This window comes from Kitasatospora sp. NPDC057692, from assembly GCF_042799475.1.
In the GTDB taxonomy this organism is placed as follows: domain Bacteria; phylum Actinomycetota; class Actinomycetes; order Streptomycetales; family Streptomycetaceae; genus Kitasatospora.
This window is the reverse complement of the sequence record NZ_JBHVIV010000025.1, coordinates 70,336-83,431: the sequence shown is the minus strand read 5'-3', so window position 1 is coordinate 83,431 and position 13,096 is coordinate 70,336. Positions and strand designations below refer to the sequence as shown.

The following is a 13,096-nucleotide window of genomic DNA, read 5'->3' as shown; positions in this document are numbered from 1 at the left end:
GGCCGCCCCTACGGTGGCACCCATGAGCTACGACGTCTCCTTCCTCGACCTGCGCCGGTACCCCTCCGTGTCGGAGGCGATCGCAGCCGGGGAAGGCCAGTCGTCCACCGTGCCGCCGGAGTTGACCGAAGCGTGGCAGCGCATCACCCCGCGGGCGCTCGCACTGCTGGGCGACGCGGAGACCGGAGCGAACGAGGCGTGGCTCGGCATCGGGCACACCCCGTCCGGCCTGCAACTGTCGGCGTACGGCGCGAACGTGCTGATGACCGTCCCGTACTGGCACCGGGGCGAGCAGGCGGAGCGGGTGATGGCCCTGGTGTACGGCCTGGCGGCGATCGTGGAGGAGGAGACCGGTCTGAGCGCCTACGACCCCCAGACCGGCGACCTCCTCACCGCGTCACGGGCCCCCGAGGCCACCGCGATGATGAACGACACCGCCGCTTGGCTCGAACGCTACTGAGGAGGACGGGCGTTCACCACCGCGAACCGGGCGCCGGTCGTCGGACCGGCACCCGGAACCGGCCCCGGCCGTCGTGTTCATCGGGATGTCTCTCCGCGGGGCCGCCTCGCCCCGGGGGAGGGGCGAGGCGGTGTCCGGGGCTGCCCGGGGGTCAGCGGCGGGGTCAGCCGTAGTACGGCGAGTCCAGGTCGAGGCTGGCGTCCTTGACGATGTCGCCGTCGAACAGCCGGGTCGTGGCCGGGGCTCCGGCCCGGCGGGCTTCCTCGGCGAAGGGTCCCTGGGCGAAGGCCAGGGCGTTCTCGGCGCTGTCGAACTCGTAGAAGCCGCCGACGGTGTGGGTGCCGACGCCGGAGAGCCACGTCTTGCGGATGAGGCCCGGTGCGGTCTTCAGTGCCTCGTTGACCGGGTGCCAGTCGAACTGATCGAACGGGACTGCTGCCTGGATCTCGGTGTAGAGAAACGTTTTGCCCATCACGAACCTCCGCTTCGGGGCCTGTCCGGCCCGCGCTACTAGTACGTGCGTCCTAGTGGCATGAGCGTGGACTAGGATGGCCGTACTAGTCAAGGGGGTTGCGATGGCCGCAGACACGAAGAACCGGATGATCGGCGCAGCGATCGGACTGCTGCAACGCCACGGCCTGGCCGCGATGACCTTCAGCGATGTCCTGGCCGAGAGCGGTGCCGCGCGCGGGGCGATCTATCACCACTTCCCGGGCGGCAAGCAGCAACTCGCCCTCGAAGCCGCCCGCCGCCACGGCGAGGACGTCCGCGGGTACCTGCGCGAACTGCCGGCGCACACGCCGCGCGAAGTCGTGGAGGCGTTTCTCGGGAGCGTCCGCCCTGTCGTGCAGGCGTCCGCCGAGGGCGGCGGCTGCGCGATCGCGGCGGTCACCGTCGACGGCGGTGCGGCCATCGCGGACCAGGGCGGTCTGTGTGCCGTCGCGGCCGAAGCGTTCGCCGGCTGGGAGGGCGAGCTCGCGGGGAAGCTCGCGGAGGCGGGAATGGGCTCGGCCCAGGCTGCGGGTCTGGCCACGCTCATGATCGCCACGCTGGAAGGCGCCCACGTCCTGTGCCGCGCCGCGGGAAGCGTCGCCCCCTTCGACCGGGCTGCCGAGGCCCTGCTCTCTGCCCTCCCGAAGGTGGATTGACCCGGCGTCGGCGCGCTGCAGCCGGCCGGGGTGCGGACCTGGTACTCCGGTCGTACTTGGCGATCTGGTTCGATGGCCTTCGGGGGGCTCGTGGCCTCAGCTGGATCGCGGAGGTTGGCGGATGGACGAGCGCACGGTCATGGTGAACGAGCTCGCGCAGGGGCTGCGCCCGATTGGACAGGGTGTCGAGTGGTTCGAAGCCCTGCCCGCTCAGGACCAGTTCGAGGTCCTTCGGGATCTGGGCGGACACTGCATCCAGGCGCGGGCGACGGTGGAGGACGGGCCCGAGAGCGTGCGGATCGCCGGTATCCGGCCGACGCACACCCCGGCCGTGCTGATCACACGTGGGCAGGTGACCGAGCAGCTGACAAAGATCATCAATCTGCCGCAGGACGAGCGCGTGAAGGCGTTTCGGCTGCTGGTCGCGCTGCTGGGGGTGGCGGACAAGCGCCGTCGGGAGCGGTTCTGCGCAGACGGATGCACCCATGCCTGGCACCAGCTGGCGGCAGGGGTCGATGCAGAAGCGGGCACCGCGTGATCACCGGAGGTTGTGCGGACTTCTGAAGGCGGTGCGACGGCTGATTCGAAGCGCATACCCGGCTGCCGACGGGGTGCCTCCTTCCTCCCGGACGCCTGGATCACGAATCGCTATGGAGCGCTGGGCGTCACTCGGAGTGGGAAGTCGGTGGGTCCGACTTCCCACTCCGGGGTGCCGGTGTCAGTGCTGGTTGAACTCGCCGGCGCGGATGGCGGTCACGAAGGACTGCCAGGCGTCGGTGGGGAAGAGGAGGGTGGGCCCGGCGGGGTCCTTGGAGTCGCGGACGGGCATGAGCCCGGGGTGCCCGTCGGCCACCTCGATGCACTGGCCCGCATCGCCGCTGTAGCTGCTCTTCCGCCAGGAGGCAACATCGAGTGTCATGGCGCTAGATCCTTCCGGGCTCCACGGATTATGTCCAAGGACATGGACCGCATCGGGGCTTCAACCTGGAGCCGATCGTAGCGCCTTCGCCAAATCGACACTGTTGTTCGATCGCGTTCCAGGAACCCCCGGTTGGGGATCTCCGTGTAGCCGAGCTGATGTTCGTCCGGCATGGTCAGCAAAGTGACGGCTGTCTGGAACGGGCGGGTCGCAAGGGTGAAGGGCAGTACTTGGACGAGGACGTTCGGCCGTGCAGCCAACTCCTCAAGGTGCTTGAGTTGATCGCCCATCACCTTCGGACCCCCGAGGGACCAGCGGATCACGTTCTCGGCAAGAGCTGCAAAGACGAGTGGGGGCTGGCCTCGACGGAGGAGCTGCTGCCGGTCGAGGCGGAAGTTCAGCCGTTCATCGGCCTGGTCTTCAGTGATCTCTCCACGCAGAACCGCTTCTGACAACTCGGCCTCGGCGTATTCCGGCGTTTGCAGCAGCCCCGGCACCAGTGTCGTCTCGTAGAGCCGCAGCTCTCTCGCCTTCGCCTCGAACCCGGCGAACTCGGTGAAGCCTTCGGCAAGCCCTGCTGAGTTCGACGCTTGCTGCCACATGAGTGTCAGCGTTCCGTGCGTGCCGAGCGCCTTGTCGGCTGCGCGTGCGAACCTCAGCGACACCTGCTTCGTGCCAAGTTCGGCGAACGAGACGGTGGAGTAGTGGAATCCCATGAGCTTGGCCAACTGGGCCTGAGTGAGGCCTGCCGCTTCGCGCAACCTGCGGAGTTGTACGCCGAAGGGTGCCCACCGACCTGCCGATGGATCAAGTTCTCTGCGGTTGACCACGTCTGCTCCAACTTGGACAGCGATCCAGTCAAGTCCAATTTCGCTTCAGATGCTAGCCCTCTCCGGGCGACCATGGGTACGGAACGTGAAAGACCGACTGCGGAGGGTTCCCATGAGACCTGCCCGAATCCAGCCCCCCACCAAGCTCCACGGCTACGGCGTGCGCTGGGACCCGTCGGCCCGGTGCTACCGGGTGCGGAACGAGACCTCGGGGGAGTGGCTGCACGACAACTCCGGCCTCCTCGCCGGGTTCTCCTCCTTCACCGCCGCCGAGTCGGCGTACCGGGCGTTCGAGCCCCGCCGAGGTGTGGCCTGATGGGGGCGATCCTCAACCGGGCCACCGCCGACCAGCGGCGCGCGGCCGCGTACGCCGTCGAGGACCTGGCCACCGTCCTCGCCCTCGCCGACGCCAAACTGCCCTCCCTCGAAGTCGACTGGGACTTCGGGCGCCGCACCGGCTGCTACCTCATCAGCCTCGGAGCCGCCCGCACCGAGCAGATCGAGCGCATCATCGACCTCCTCCGAAAGGGGCTGCGCCATGAACAGGCCCAGCAACCGGCCGACCCGCGCTGAACTCCTCACCGCCGCAGCCGTGTTCGCCGCAGCGAGCCTCGTCGCCCAGGTCGCCGCCTCGCTCGCCGACCCCCGCACCTCCGACCTGGTCTGGTGGCTGTTCTTCGCCGCCTCCCTCATGACCGGGTTCAACCGCACCGCCACCGGAAAGTAGCCCCCGCCATGCGCACCCTCCCCTCGCGCGACCCCCGCCTGCTGGCCAAGCCCCCCACCTGCCGGCTCGGCACCCAGGTCCTGCTGCGCACCGACGACGGCCGCGTCCTGCTCGTCGACCCCGACTTCCTCGACGGCCACCTCCTCCCCGGCGGGGCCTGCCGCACCAACGAGCCCCCGCACCGCGCCGCCACCCGCGTCCTGCACGCCCAGACCGGCCTCCACCGGCCGGTCACCCACCTCCTCGCCGTCGACTTCACCCCCGCCGACCGCTACCTCGAACGCCTCACCCTCGTCTTCGACGGCGGCACCCTCACCGACCGCGACGCCGCCCGCATCACCGTCCCGCCCCGCCACCGCAGCAACCTCTTCGGCGCCCGCCTCGCCGACCCCCGCGACCTCCCCACCCTCCTCAGCCCCGCCCAGCACGCCCGCACCCGCCAGGCCCTCGCCACCCTCGGCCGCACCCTCCCCCTCCTCACCCACGGCCAACACGCCACCCTCTGAAACGACAGCGTCCCGGAGTAGGAAGTCGGACCCGCCGACTTCCCACTCCTTTCCCACCCGTCGGTCGATGCGGCGCGCGCCCGGGCCGGGATCGAGCCGTTGGTGGCCCGGTGGCTGGTGACGGACGGCCTGACGACCGATGCCGAGCCACTCCGTCCCTGACCTCCGCCGGAACGAAAACCCGTGGAGCGGATCGTCAGACTCGTGATCCACTGCGCCCATGAGCTTGACGGTGCACGTCTTCCTTGTCGACGCGCGTGGTGAGGTCCGCGTGCAGGACACCCCGGAGGGGCACGCGGACCTCGCGGGCTTCGAGGACTGGCGCACGCGGGTCTGGGGATCGGAGGCGGTCCGGTCCCTCGGGGCGGGCTTCTTCCCGGTCCTGGCCGGGGCAGACCTCCACGTCGAACCCGAGGACGTCCCCGCGTTCCTGCGGGAGTGCCGTCTGCTCCGAGAGAACCTGGAGCGGATCGTCGCGGAGACGGAACCGGTGCGGACGGCCGAGGAGCACAGGGAGGCGATCTCGGCGCGGTTGGCGATCATCGAGGACACCGCTGGGCGGGCGCTCACGCTGGGAGGCGGAGTCCTCGTCTGGTGACGGCATCGAGGCCGGGCCACGGCTGTAGCCTGCGGGTCATGGCCCACGCGACCGAGACGCTGTACGAATTCCACGCCCGTAAGTTGCTCGCCCACGCTGGTGTTGACCCGGAGGAGCTGCGGCTGGACGTGCACGAGCATGTCGACCGCGGGGTCGCCATCGCCATGGGCGGGTTCGACTCCGAGCAGCCCGTACTGGTCGAGGGTGCGGTCGCCATCGCCTCGGACATTCTGCGGCGCTGGCGTGCACCCCGGCCGGACCTGGTGGCCGGCCTGGTGCGCTGCCTGAACTCCCGTCATTCCCATGCCCGCGCTCACGCGGCGATGGCGCTGGCGCGGCACGTCTCGGCGGACTCCACGCAGGACATCACACCGGCCGTTCCCGCCCTGATCGCGGCCGCCGGCGATTCCTACGACCTGGTCGCCGGCCCGGCGGCCCTGGTCCTCGCCCGGCTCGGCCGTCCGGAAGCCCTGGAACCGGTGCACCGCTGGCTGGCGTCGAGCAGCGGACTCCCGTTCTTCCAGGTGACTTCACTCGGACACGTCCTCCAGCCGCTGGCGGGACGCGCCGACGAACTGCTCCCGGGGATCCGCCGCCTGCTCGTCGACTCGGCCGACAACGAGCGGCTGCGTTCGGTCCTCACCGCCATGGCCGTGTGGGGTCCCGCCGCGAGCGGGGCGGTCCCGGAGCTGGTCTCGGCGCTCGCCACCCGCAACGTGCGATGGGCCTGCGACGCGCTCGGCGCCATCGGCCCGGCGGCGGCTCCTGCGGCGGACACCCTCGCCGGCTTCGCCCTCGGCGTCGTCCAGCCACTGCGGCACGACGGCGCCACCCCGCTGCCGAACGGCGGCCGACGGTGGCACGGTGCCCAGAACGCGGCCTGGGCGCACTGGCGGATCACCGGTGAACCGCAGGTCTTCCTGGCCTTCCTAGAAGCCGCTGCGGCCCTGGGCCTGGGGTACGCCGATCTCGGCCGGCTGGCGGAGCTGGGGCCGCAGGCGGCGCTGTGCACGACGGCGCTCCGGCCGCTGCTGGAGTCGCCCGGCCCGTGGACCCGTGTCCAGGCCGCCCACGCCTGGTGGCGGGTCACCGGGGACGCGGACGCCGCAGTCCCGGTGCTGCTGGCGGCACTTGAGCCCCTGAGGTCGGGTGAGGCCGACGACGCCTGCCGCGCGGCGATCCGGTACCTCGCCCGGATCGGCTCCCCGGCCTCGGCCGCGACGCCCCTGCTCGAAGCTGCGCTGGCGTCCGACCGGTGCTTCCCGGCGGACGTCTACCCCGCCGCCCGCAGGGCGCTGGCAGCATTCAGGGAGCCGGACCCGGCGCTCGGCTGACACGCTGAGCCCGTAACACGCAACCGCACGGAGGACCCGGACGCCCATGCTGAACCCCCTCGACGCCCCGGCCGCGGTGTCAGCCGCGGCCGAACCGCTTGAGGACCTGCTCGACGACTGCAACCACGTGTCGTCCATCCACCTGTTCCCCGTCGTCCGGGTGGCCGGGACGCGGCCCGGGCATGACCGGATGAGGAGTCTCGCTCAGGCCGTGTACGACGCGGGGACCAGCGGACACCGGGTAGGGACGCCGGTCGTCCCGTTCGAGTCACCGCGAGCCTGGCGGGACATCCTCCGCCGCCAGGTGACCGAGGGGTGCCTGCAGCCCGCCCACCGGTATGCGGACCCGGACCTCCGCACGCCCGTCGAGATCCGGCGGGCAGGCGAGCTCGCCGACGGCGTCGCCGACCTCGTCGAAGCGCATCTGGGGCCCGTCCGAAGCTCCGCCGACGTCGACGGCCCGCACGCGGGCGAGCTCTGGTGGCGCAACCTGCTGCTGGTCACCGGCGACTGGGCGACCATCCTGCATCTCGGGATCGGCGACTGACCGAACACCTCCTCGCCGCCCACGGCCGACGCCCCGCCGCCCGAGCGGACGACTGCCCCGGAGCAGGAAGTCGGACCCGCCGACTTCCCACGGGGGTGATTCACGCCAGGAAGTCCTCGATCAGCTCGGCCGGGTTGGCGGCCCTGGTGGCCTCCTCCTCCCAGCCCGGGCAGTCCATGTCGAACACGACCACGGGCAGGGGACGGCCGAAGATCCTCGTGACGGTGCCGCTCGTGTGGAGGTGGCGGGCGAGGTCGACGACGGCGTCGTGGAAGTGGAGTTCGAGGAGGCCGGACTTGGTGCGGAGCTCGTCGTCGTCCAGCATGCGGCCGAGGTCGAACGCGCCGTCGTACCAGATGCCGCGCTCCCGGGCCTCCTCCTCGTAGAGCGGGCCGCCGACCGGGTCCTCGGGGACGTTGCCGAGCCTGTCGAAGCCGTCGAGGATCCAGAAGGCGTAGTTCCAGCGCGCCTCCCAGGGGTCGGCGCCCCGCCGCATCTCCTGCTCGTACCGGCTCTCCGTGTTGTAGCCGACGTCCACGTGCGGGCGGCGGTTGTCGGCGTCGACGCGCCAGATGTTGAAGGCCAGGACGTAGGTCTCAGGCTTCAGTTGCTCGGGGACGCGCTCCAGGATGCCGGTGGCGGCCCGCCGCAGGTGCGTCTGGAAGGACTTCCGTTCCATCACGGTGACAGCGTCCCACCCACCGGCCCCGACGGCGCTCCCGGGGGTCGTGGTTCCATGGCGACCATGTTCAGCATCACCGTGTCACGGGCCCTCAGCGTCGCCGACGTGGCGGCCGTGTTCGCGGAACTGGTCCCGCCCGGCCTGCCGTTGGCGGTGCAGCCTCCCGGAGCCGACGTCCCGGACGGGATCGGAGGTCTGTGGGCGAGCCTGGAGCCCACCGAGGATCCGGCGTGGCCGCTCGGCCTCGTGGTGCACGTGTACGCGTGCGACCTCGGGCCGTACCCCGACCTGCGCTTCGCGGAGCACATCGGCGAACGGTTGGGCGTGGACGTCCTGTGCGGCGTCGATCCGTCCTTCGTCGAGGTCGACCCCCAGGACCCGTACTACTCCCTGGCGCTGGTCGGCGGCCGGTGGTACCTGGCCGACACCGCCGGCACGCGGCTCTGGGGACCGTGCAGCGTGCGCGGGGCCGACGGACGCCTCCGGGAGGAGCCGGGCGGCGAGCCCGTGAGGCTGCTCCGGCCGGTCGTGGTCGACACGCGCTGAGCCGTGATCGAGAGTCGGAGCTGCCCACGTTCGGCAGTCCGGTGCTGGTGGTCGCCGGGTCCGAGGACGGCGTGGCGGGCGTCGACACACCGCGCCGGGTCGCGGCCGGCTACCCGGCGGGCCGCCTGGAGGTGCTCCCCGGGTGCGGGCACTGGCCGTGGGTCGACGAGCCGGCGGTGTTCCGCGACCTGGTCGCCGGGTTCCCGGACGGCTGACGATCGGCGACCCGGCGACTGAGCACGGGAGACCGGCGACCGGCGACGCCTACGGAGCCCCGGCGAGGCGGAAGGCCAGGCAGACCACGGGCGTGCGCTCCTCGACCCGGGTGCCCAGCCGCTCCCAGTAGCCGCGGTGCCCGGCGCGCCACTCCTCCAGGGAGGCGTCACCCTCGCCCTCCGCCCGGGCGTGCTCCCAGGTGACCTCGGCGAACGGCTTCACCTCCACGCCGGTGATCTCGATGACCCCGACGAGCCGCCCGTCGTCGTCGAGCAGCGCCAGCCGTTCGCCGGGGTACTCCAGCCCCTCGGCCTCCTCGGCGTATTCCGCCAGCAGGCCGGTGGTGGCGGTCTTCCGGCCGGTCAGCGCCAGGGCGTTCAGCTCGGCCCGCATCGCGCCCGGAGTGCCGAGTTCCATCGAGCGCAGGCCCTTGACGCGTGGCCACATTGCGACACCACCTCCTCCGAGGACCGCCGGGCGGCGGGCCGTCTCTTTCCGGACGATACGGCGGCGCGGCGGCCGCCGCTGCGGCGAACACGCCGGAAAGTAGGTTAGCCTTACCTAAATTCAGATGAGAGGAGACGGCCCTGACCAGCACCGCCGCCCCCGCGCGCTTCCTGCTCTTCCCGCTCCAGGTGCTCCGGGCCACCCGGATCACCCCGCACATGGCCCGGATCACCCTCGGCGGCCCCGGCCTCACCGGATTCGTCAACGGCGGCCTCGACCAGCGGGTGAAACTCCTGCTGCCCCTCCCCGGCCAGTCCGAACCCCTCATGCCCGAGGGCGAGGAGGAGTTCGGCTGGTACCAGAGCTGGCGGGCCATGGACCCCGCCGTCCGCCCGGTGCTGCGCACCTACACCGTCCGCGCGCAGCGCCGCGACCCCGACGAGGTCGACATCGACATCGCCGTCCACGGCGACCACGGACCCGGCTCGAACTGGGCCATGACGGCGGCGCCCGGCGACCGGGTCATCGTCTGCGGTCCGGCGATCGAGGACGCCGGCGGCGTGGAGTTCCGGCTGCCCGACGGGGCGGACTGGGTGCTGCTGGCGGGCGACGAGTCCACCCTGCCCGCCGTCGCCGCGATCCTCGACGAACTTCCCGCCGACCTGCCGGTGAAGGTGTTCGCCGAGGTCGAGGGGCCGCGGGAGCACGCCTACCTGCCCGCCGACCGCCCCGGCACCGAGATCACCTGGCTGCACCGGGGCGCCCCGGGCACCCCCGCGCTCCCCAACGCCGTGCGCGCCGCCGACCTGCCGGGCGGTACGCCGTACGCGTGGGTCGCGGGGGAGGCGGCGGACGTCCGCGAGGTGCGCCGCCACCTGGTCCGGGAGCGCGGCTACGACCGGCGCGCCGTCTGCTTCATGGGCTACTGGCGCCTCGGCCGCACCGAGGACCAGCGCGCCGACGAACCCGTGGAGACGGACGCGGACTGAGGAGGAAGGGGGGCTGGCGAGGACTGATGGGGATCGACAGCGGCCGAGTCCGGATTTGGCACCCGGCCCTGGTGGTCCGACCGGCGGCGGCGCCCCGACCGACCCGAGTGCCGCCCGAGGCGCACCCCTGCCCGTGACCGGGCGACCCGGTGGCGCCGTACCGCCCAGATCCGTACCGCCCAGATCCGTACCGCACAGACCCGCCCCGCCCGGCCCCGCCCCGCCCGGCCCCCGTCCGGGCGGGGCGTCCCCGTTGCGGGTTGCCCGAAAGGGCCGGTCCCGGTCGACGGGGGAACCGTGCGATCAGTGGACGAAGTGATGAACGGCGTGACCTCCGACACCACGCACCACACGCCGTCCCCCCAACGGATCAACCGCCGCCGCCTGCTGCTGAGCGCGGCCGCCGGGCTGGGCGCGCTCGCGGTGCCGGCCGGGGCCCGCTGGTGGGCGGTCCGGGAGAACGCCCGCGGCCCCCGGCTCTGGGACGCGGCGGCCGGCGGCGGACGGGTCGTCCCGTCGGCCGATCCCCGGGGGCACCTCTACGTGGCGGGGTACGACGGCAGCGTCCGGGCCCTCGATCCGGGCACCGGCACCGTCCGCTGGGCCGCCGAGGTCAGCACGGCCGACGACGCCGGGAACCGCGGCGGCTGGCCGCTGGCCGAGGGCGGCGGCGTGGTGTGCGTGAACTCCGCGACCAAGGTCCAGGTTTTCGACGCCGCGTCGGGGGAACGGCGCTGGGAGATCGCCGTGCCGGACTGGCGGGACCTCTCGACGCCCCAGGGCGTCGCGGTGGTCGGCGACAGTGTGATCACCGTCGAGGGGGCGTCGCTGCGCGCATTCGACGCGGCCACCGGCCAGGCGCGGTGGATCGGCCCGCCGGTGGTCTCGGGCGCCCCGCTCGTGGCCGGGGACACCGTGTACCTGCCCGGCCGGTCCGCCGGGCTGCTCGCCTTCGACGTCCGCAGCGGCGAGCAGCGGTGGGCGCAGGACGGCGTCGGGTTCGTCCTCGACCCGCCCGTGGTCCACGGCGGCATCGTGTGTCTCGCGGACACCGACCTCGCCGCCGGGGGTTCGACGGTCTTCGCCCTGGACGCGGCGACCGGGCGGGTGCTCTGGAAGCGGGCGCAGCGGAGCGGCGTGACCGGCCCGGTGGCCGCAGGCGGGGCGGTCTGCCTGCTCAAGGGGGACCGGCTGCTGGCCCTGGACGCGGCCACGGGCGACGAGCGGTGGACGGCCACCGTGCCGCCGGGGATGGGGCGGGGGATGAGTTCCCTGACGGCCGCCGACGGCGCCGTGTACGTCGGCACCAACGACGACCGTCTCTTCGCCTACGACCTGACGACGGGCCGGCTCCGCTGGCAGGACGAGCCGGAGCACCTCACCGCCGACACCGCGTTCACCTGGGTCTCCCTGGCGGCCGCCGGATCCGCCGTCTACCGGGGCAGCCGCACCGGCCTCCGCGCCTTCGCCGCCCTTCCCCGGGCCTGAGCCCGGCGGCGGGCGGCCCGGTCCGCCGCCTCGCGCCGGTGACCCCCCGCCGGTGACCCCCCCGCCGGTGACCCCCGCGCCCTACCGGCGCGGGGGATCGATCCGGGTACGGGCCGGGGCGAGGAGGCGGTTGAGCAGCTCGGCGCCCTCGGCCGTGTCCAGCGGGACGGGCGCGGTGTCGGCCGGTTTGACGAGCGGAGTGGCGGGGTCGCGCTCGTAGAGGACGCAGGCGCTGCTCCCCAGATCCCGCTTGGACGGCCAGTGCAGCCCCAGCGCCCACGGCGCCTGGCCGCGGATCCAGGCCGCCCAGCGGCGGGTGCGCGGGTAGGCCTCGGGCGTGGAGTGGATCAGCCACTCGTCCTGGTGGACGGCCGCGAGCTGGTCGAGCGTCATCAGGCCGACCAGTGGGATGTCGCAGGTGGTCTCGATCCGCGACAGCACCCTGCCCCGCACCGAGGCGCGCCGGACCCGCCGCCAGCCGCGCTCGTCGAACGGGACGCCGCGCACCAGCGTCTCCATCACCGCCGTCCGCTCCGAGAACCCGGCGTACAGGTACGGCAGGTGGGAGCCGTCGCCCTCGAAGGAGCAGAACCGGCCGCCCTCGTAGTGGCTGTCGGAGGGGTACGGGTTGAACGAGGTGGCCGGGAACGCGGCGGCGTGCACCCGGTGGAGGACGGTGCCCGCGGGCAGGACCTCGCGGAACGGGGTGGCGCGCACGGTCGGGGCGGGAACCTTCACGTCGGGCATGCCCTCACCACTCCGCGATCTCGGCGCGGGCGGCGGCGAGCAGCGTGTGCTCACCGGCGGTTCCCAGCAGACGGGCGGGCACGGTGTCCAGCCAGGCGTTGGAGCCCAGCCACCAGTCCGCCACGCCCCAGGGGTCGTCGTCGGCGTCGAGCAGGCGGTTGACGGCCACGACGACCGGGAGCGGGCGGCCGGACACGCCGTCGAACTGGAACGACGGGAGCCGGACGGTGCCCTGGCGGTCGGTCAGCCGGATCAGGTCGGGGTCGGCGGGATCGTGCCCGTCGGCCCGGTAGGAGGCGGCGGTGACGGAGTCCGCCGCGAGCAGCCAGTCGTCGGCGTCGTCGGGGGGCGTGTCGTCGGAGAGGGCCGAGGCGGGGCGCAGCAGGCCGGCGACGCCGGCCTGGATGACGGTCCCGTTGAACGTGCCGCTGTCGACGGTCCGGCCGCCGTCGGCGCCCCGGGCGTAGCGCACGAAGTCGTCGAACAGCTCCAGGACCGGATGCCCGCCCGGGAGAGCGGCCTGCACCAGCCGGACGATCCTGCGCACGACGCGCTCCGGATCGCCGGCCGTGTCCTCGGCGAGCTCCCGGAGCCTGGCCCGGGACGGTTCGTCGAGGAGCTCCCAGATGTCGTCCCAGTGCGCGCGCAGCGCTGCCAGCACGTCCTCCGACGACACCATCGTCCCTCACCCCCGCCCGGTTCCGATCCCGGCTCCGATCCCGGTCCGCGCCTGCCGACCGTGCGTCAATCTAGCGCGTCGGGCCGCTCCCCGGGTGGTGATCTCGGATTTGCAAAGGCCGGCCGGCCGTGGCCGGATCTACGGCATGATGGGGCATCAGCAGCACCTCGGGGGCGGTGCCGGTTCGCGCGTGGTCGTCTGTCGTGTGTCCTCACGTACGACCCGCACCGGCC

General features: G+C 72.8%; 21 protein-coding genes. 14 read left to right on the top strand and 7 right to left on the bottom strand.

What is annotated here, in order from left to right:
• Positions 1-22 precede the first annotated feature (22 nt).
• The gene (locus ACFVFS_RS16580; protein ID WP_380624646.1) at positions 23-460 is read left to right on the top strand and encodes a hypothetical protein; all 438 of its coding nucleotides are present in this window, start codon (positions 23-25) and stop codon (positions 458-460) included.
• A 163-nt stretch (positions 461-623) separates the two neighbouring features.
• Here the strand turns inward: ACFVFS_RS16580 and ACFVFS_RS16575 are convergent, their stop codons facing one another.
• Positions 624-932 (bottom strand): hypothetical protein, encoded by a 309-nt coding sequence (locus tag ACFVFS_RS16575; RefSeq protein WP_380624644.1) that lies wholly within the window; start codon positions 930-932, stop codon positions 624-626.
• Between the two features lie 103 nt (positions 933-1,035).
• Here ACFVFS_RS16575 and ACFVFS_RS16570 point away from each other — a divergent pair, with 103 nt between their 5' ends.
• Both ACFVFS_RS16570 and ACFVFS_RS16565 read left to right on the top strand, forming a co-directional pair.
• The gene (locus ACFVFS_RS16570) at positions 1,036-1,608 is read left to right on the top strand and encodes a TetR/AcrR family transcriptional regulator (protein WP_380624642.1); all 573 of its coding nucleotides are present in this window, start codon (positions 1,036-1,038) and stop codon (positions 1,606-1,608) included.
• Between the two features lie 121 nt (positions 1,609-1,729).
• Positions 1,730-2,146 (top strand): DUF5958 family protein, encoded by a 417-nt coding sequence (locus tag ACFVFS_RS16565; protein WP_380624640.1) that lies wholly within the window; start codon positions 1,730-1,732, stop codon positions 2,144-2,146.
• Between the two features lie 180 nt (positions 2,147-2,326).
• On the opposite strand, the gene ACFVFS_RS16560 is transcribed toward ACFVFS_RS16565, so the two are convergent.
• Both ACFVFS_RS16560 and ACFVFS_RS16555 read right to left on the bottom strand, forming a co-directional pair.
• Complete coding sequence (locus ACFVFS_RS16560; protein ID WP_380624638.1) at positions 2,327-2,527, bottom strand: DUF397 domain-containing protein; 201 nt, start codon at positions 2,525-2,527, stop codon at positions 2,327-2,329.
• Positions 2,524-3,357, bottom strand: a complete 834-nt coding sequence (locus ACFVFS_RS16555; RefSeq protein ID WP_380624636.1) for a helix-turn-helix transcriptional regulator — start codon at positions 3,355-3,357, stop codon at positions 2,524-2,526. Before ACFVFS_RS16555 ends, ACFVFS_RS16560 begins: the two co-directional genes overlap by 4 nt.
• Before the next feature lie 112 nt (positions 3,358-3,469).
• Here ACFVFS_RS16555 and ACFVFS_RS16550 point away from each other — a divergent pair, with 112 nt between their 5' ends.
• The 7 genes from ACFVFS_RS16550 (at position 3,470) to ACFVFS_RS16520 (ending at position 7,069) form a co-directional block, all read left to right on the top strand.
• Positions 3,470-3,673 (top strand): hypothetical protein, encoded by a 204-nt coding sequence (locus ACFVFS_RS16550; RefSeq protein WP_376087986.1) that lies wholly within the window; start codon positions 3,470-3,472, stop codon positions 3,671-3,673.
• Positions 3,673-3,930: a hypothetical protein gene (locus ACFVFS_RS16545; RefSeq protein ID WP_380624634.1), complete on the top strand. Its 258-nt coding sequence runs from the start codon at positions 3,673-3,675 to the stop codon at positions 3,928-3,930. The genes ACFVFS_RS16550 and ACFVFS_RS16545 overlap by 1 nt, the downstream gene beginning before the upstream one ends.
• A complete protein-coding gene (locus tag ACFVFS_RS16540) occupies positions 3,896-4,084 on the top strand; it encodes a hypothetical protein (protein WP_380624632.1) in 189 nt (62 codons plus the stop codon). Before ACFVFS_RS16545 ends, ACFVFS_RS16540 begins: the two co-directional genes overlap by 35 nt.
• A gap of 8 nt (positions 4,085-4,092) precedes the next feature.
• Positions 4,093-4,590 (top strand): NUDIX domain-containing protein, encoded by a 498-nt coding sequence (locus tag ACFVFS_RS16535; protein ID WP_380624630.1) that lies wholly within the window; start codon positions 4,093-4,095, stop codon positions 4,588-4,590.
• A 220-nt stretch (positions 4,591-4,810) separates the two neighbouring features.
• Positions 4,811-5,188 carry a hypothetical protein gene (locus tag ACFVFS_RS16530; RefSeq protein WP_380624628.1) on the top strand — a complete coding sequence of 126 codons (378 nt, stop codon included), beginning with the start codon at positions 4,811-4,813 and terminating at the stop codon, positions 5,186-5,188.
• A gap of 38 nt (positions 5,189-5,226) precedes the next feature.
• Positions 5,227-6,522 (top strand): hypothetical protein, encoded by a 1,296-nt coding sequence (locus ACFVFS_RS16525; RefSeq protein ID WP_380624626.1) that lies wholly within the window; start codon positions 5,227-5,229, stop codon positions 6,520-6,522.
• Between the two features lie 46 nt (positions 6,523-6,568).
• Positions 6,569-7,069: a hypothetical protein gene (locus ACFVFS_RS16520; protein WP_380624624.1), complete on the top strand. Its 501-nt coding sequence runs from the start codon at positions 6,569-6,571 to the stop codon at positions 7,067-7,069.
• 100 nt (positions 7,070-7,169) lie between these two features.
• Here the strand turns inward: ACFVFS_RS16520 and ACFVFS_RS16515 are convergent, their stop codons facing one another.
• On the bottom strand, positions 7,170-7,748 hold the full coding sequence (locus ACFVFS_RS16515) for a hypothetical protein (protein ID WP_380624685.1): 579 nt from the start codon (positions 7,746-7,748) through the stop codon (positions 7,170-7,172).
• Between the two features lie 66 nt (positions 7,749-7,814).
• Here ACFVFS_RS16515 and ACFVFS_RS16510 point away from each other — a divergent pair, with 66 nt between their 5' ends.
• Positions 7,815-8,297, top strand: coding sequence for a hypothetical protein (locus ACFVFS_RS16510; RefSeq protein ID WP_380624622.1), 483 nt, complete (start codon positions 7,815-7,817; stop codon positions 8,295-8,297).
• A gap of 41 nt (positions 8,298-8,338) precedes the next feature.
• A complete protein-coding gene (locus ACFVFS_RS16505; protein WP_380624620.1) occupies positions 8,339-8,512 on the top strand; it encodes an alpha/beta fold hydrolase in 174 nt (57 codons plus the stop codon).
• A gap of 49 nt (positions 8,513-8,561) precedes the next feature.
• Here the strand turns inward: ACFVFS_RS16505 and ACFVFS_RS16500 are convergent, their stop codons facing one another.
• A complete protein-coding gene (locus tag ACFVFS_RS16500; RefSeq protein WP_380624618.1) occupies positions 8,562-8,960 on the bottom strand; it encodes an ASCH domain-containing protein in 399 nt (132 codons plus the stop codon).
• Between the two features lie 188 nt (positions 8,961-9,148).
• Here ACFVFS_RS16500 and ACFVFS_RS16495 point away from each other — a divergent pair, with 188 nt between their 5' ends.
• Positions 9,149-9,949, top strand: coding sequence for a siderophore-interacting protein (locus ACFVFS_RS16495; protein WP_380624616.1), 801 nt, complete (start codon positions 9,149-9,151; stop codon positions 9,947-9,949).
• 306 nt (positions 9,950-10,255) lie between these two features.
• On the top strand, positions 10,256-11,437 hold the full coding sequence (locus ACFVFS_RS16490; protein WP_380624614.1) for a PQQ-binding-like beta-propeller repeat protein: 1,182 nt from the start codon (positions 10,256-10,258) through the stop codon (positions 11,435-11,437).
• 81 nt (positions 11,438-11,518) lie between these two features.
• Here the strand turns inward: ACFVFS_RS16490 and ACFVFS_RS16485 are convergent, their stop codons facing one another.
• Positions 11,519-12,184, bottom strand: a complete 666-nt coding sequence (locus ACFVFS_RS16485) for an RES family NAD+ phosphorylase (protein WP_380624612.1) — start codon at positions 12,182-12,184, stop codon at positions 11,519-11,521.
• Positions 12,185-12,188: 4 nt separating this feature from the next.
• Entirely contained in the window at positions 12,189-12,863 is a 675-nt protein-coding gene (locus ACFVFS_RS16480) for a DUF3168 domain-containing protein (RefSeq protein WP_380624610.1), read from the bottom strand.
• Positions 12,864-13,096: the final 233 nt, after the last annotated feature.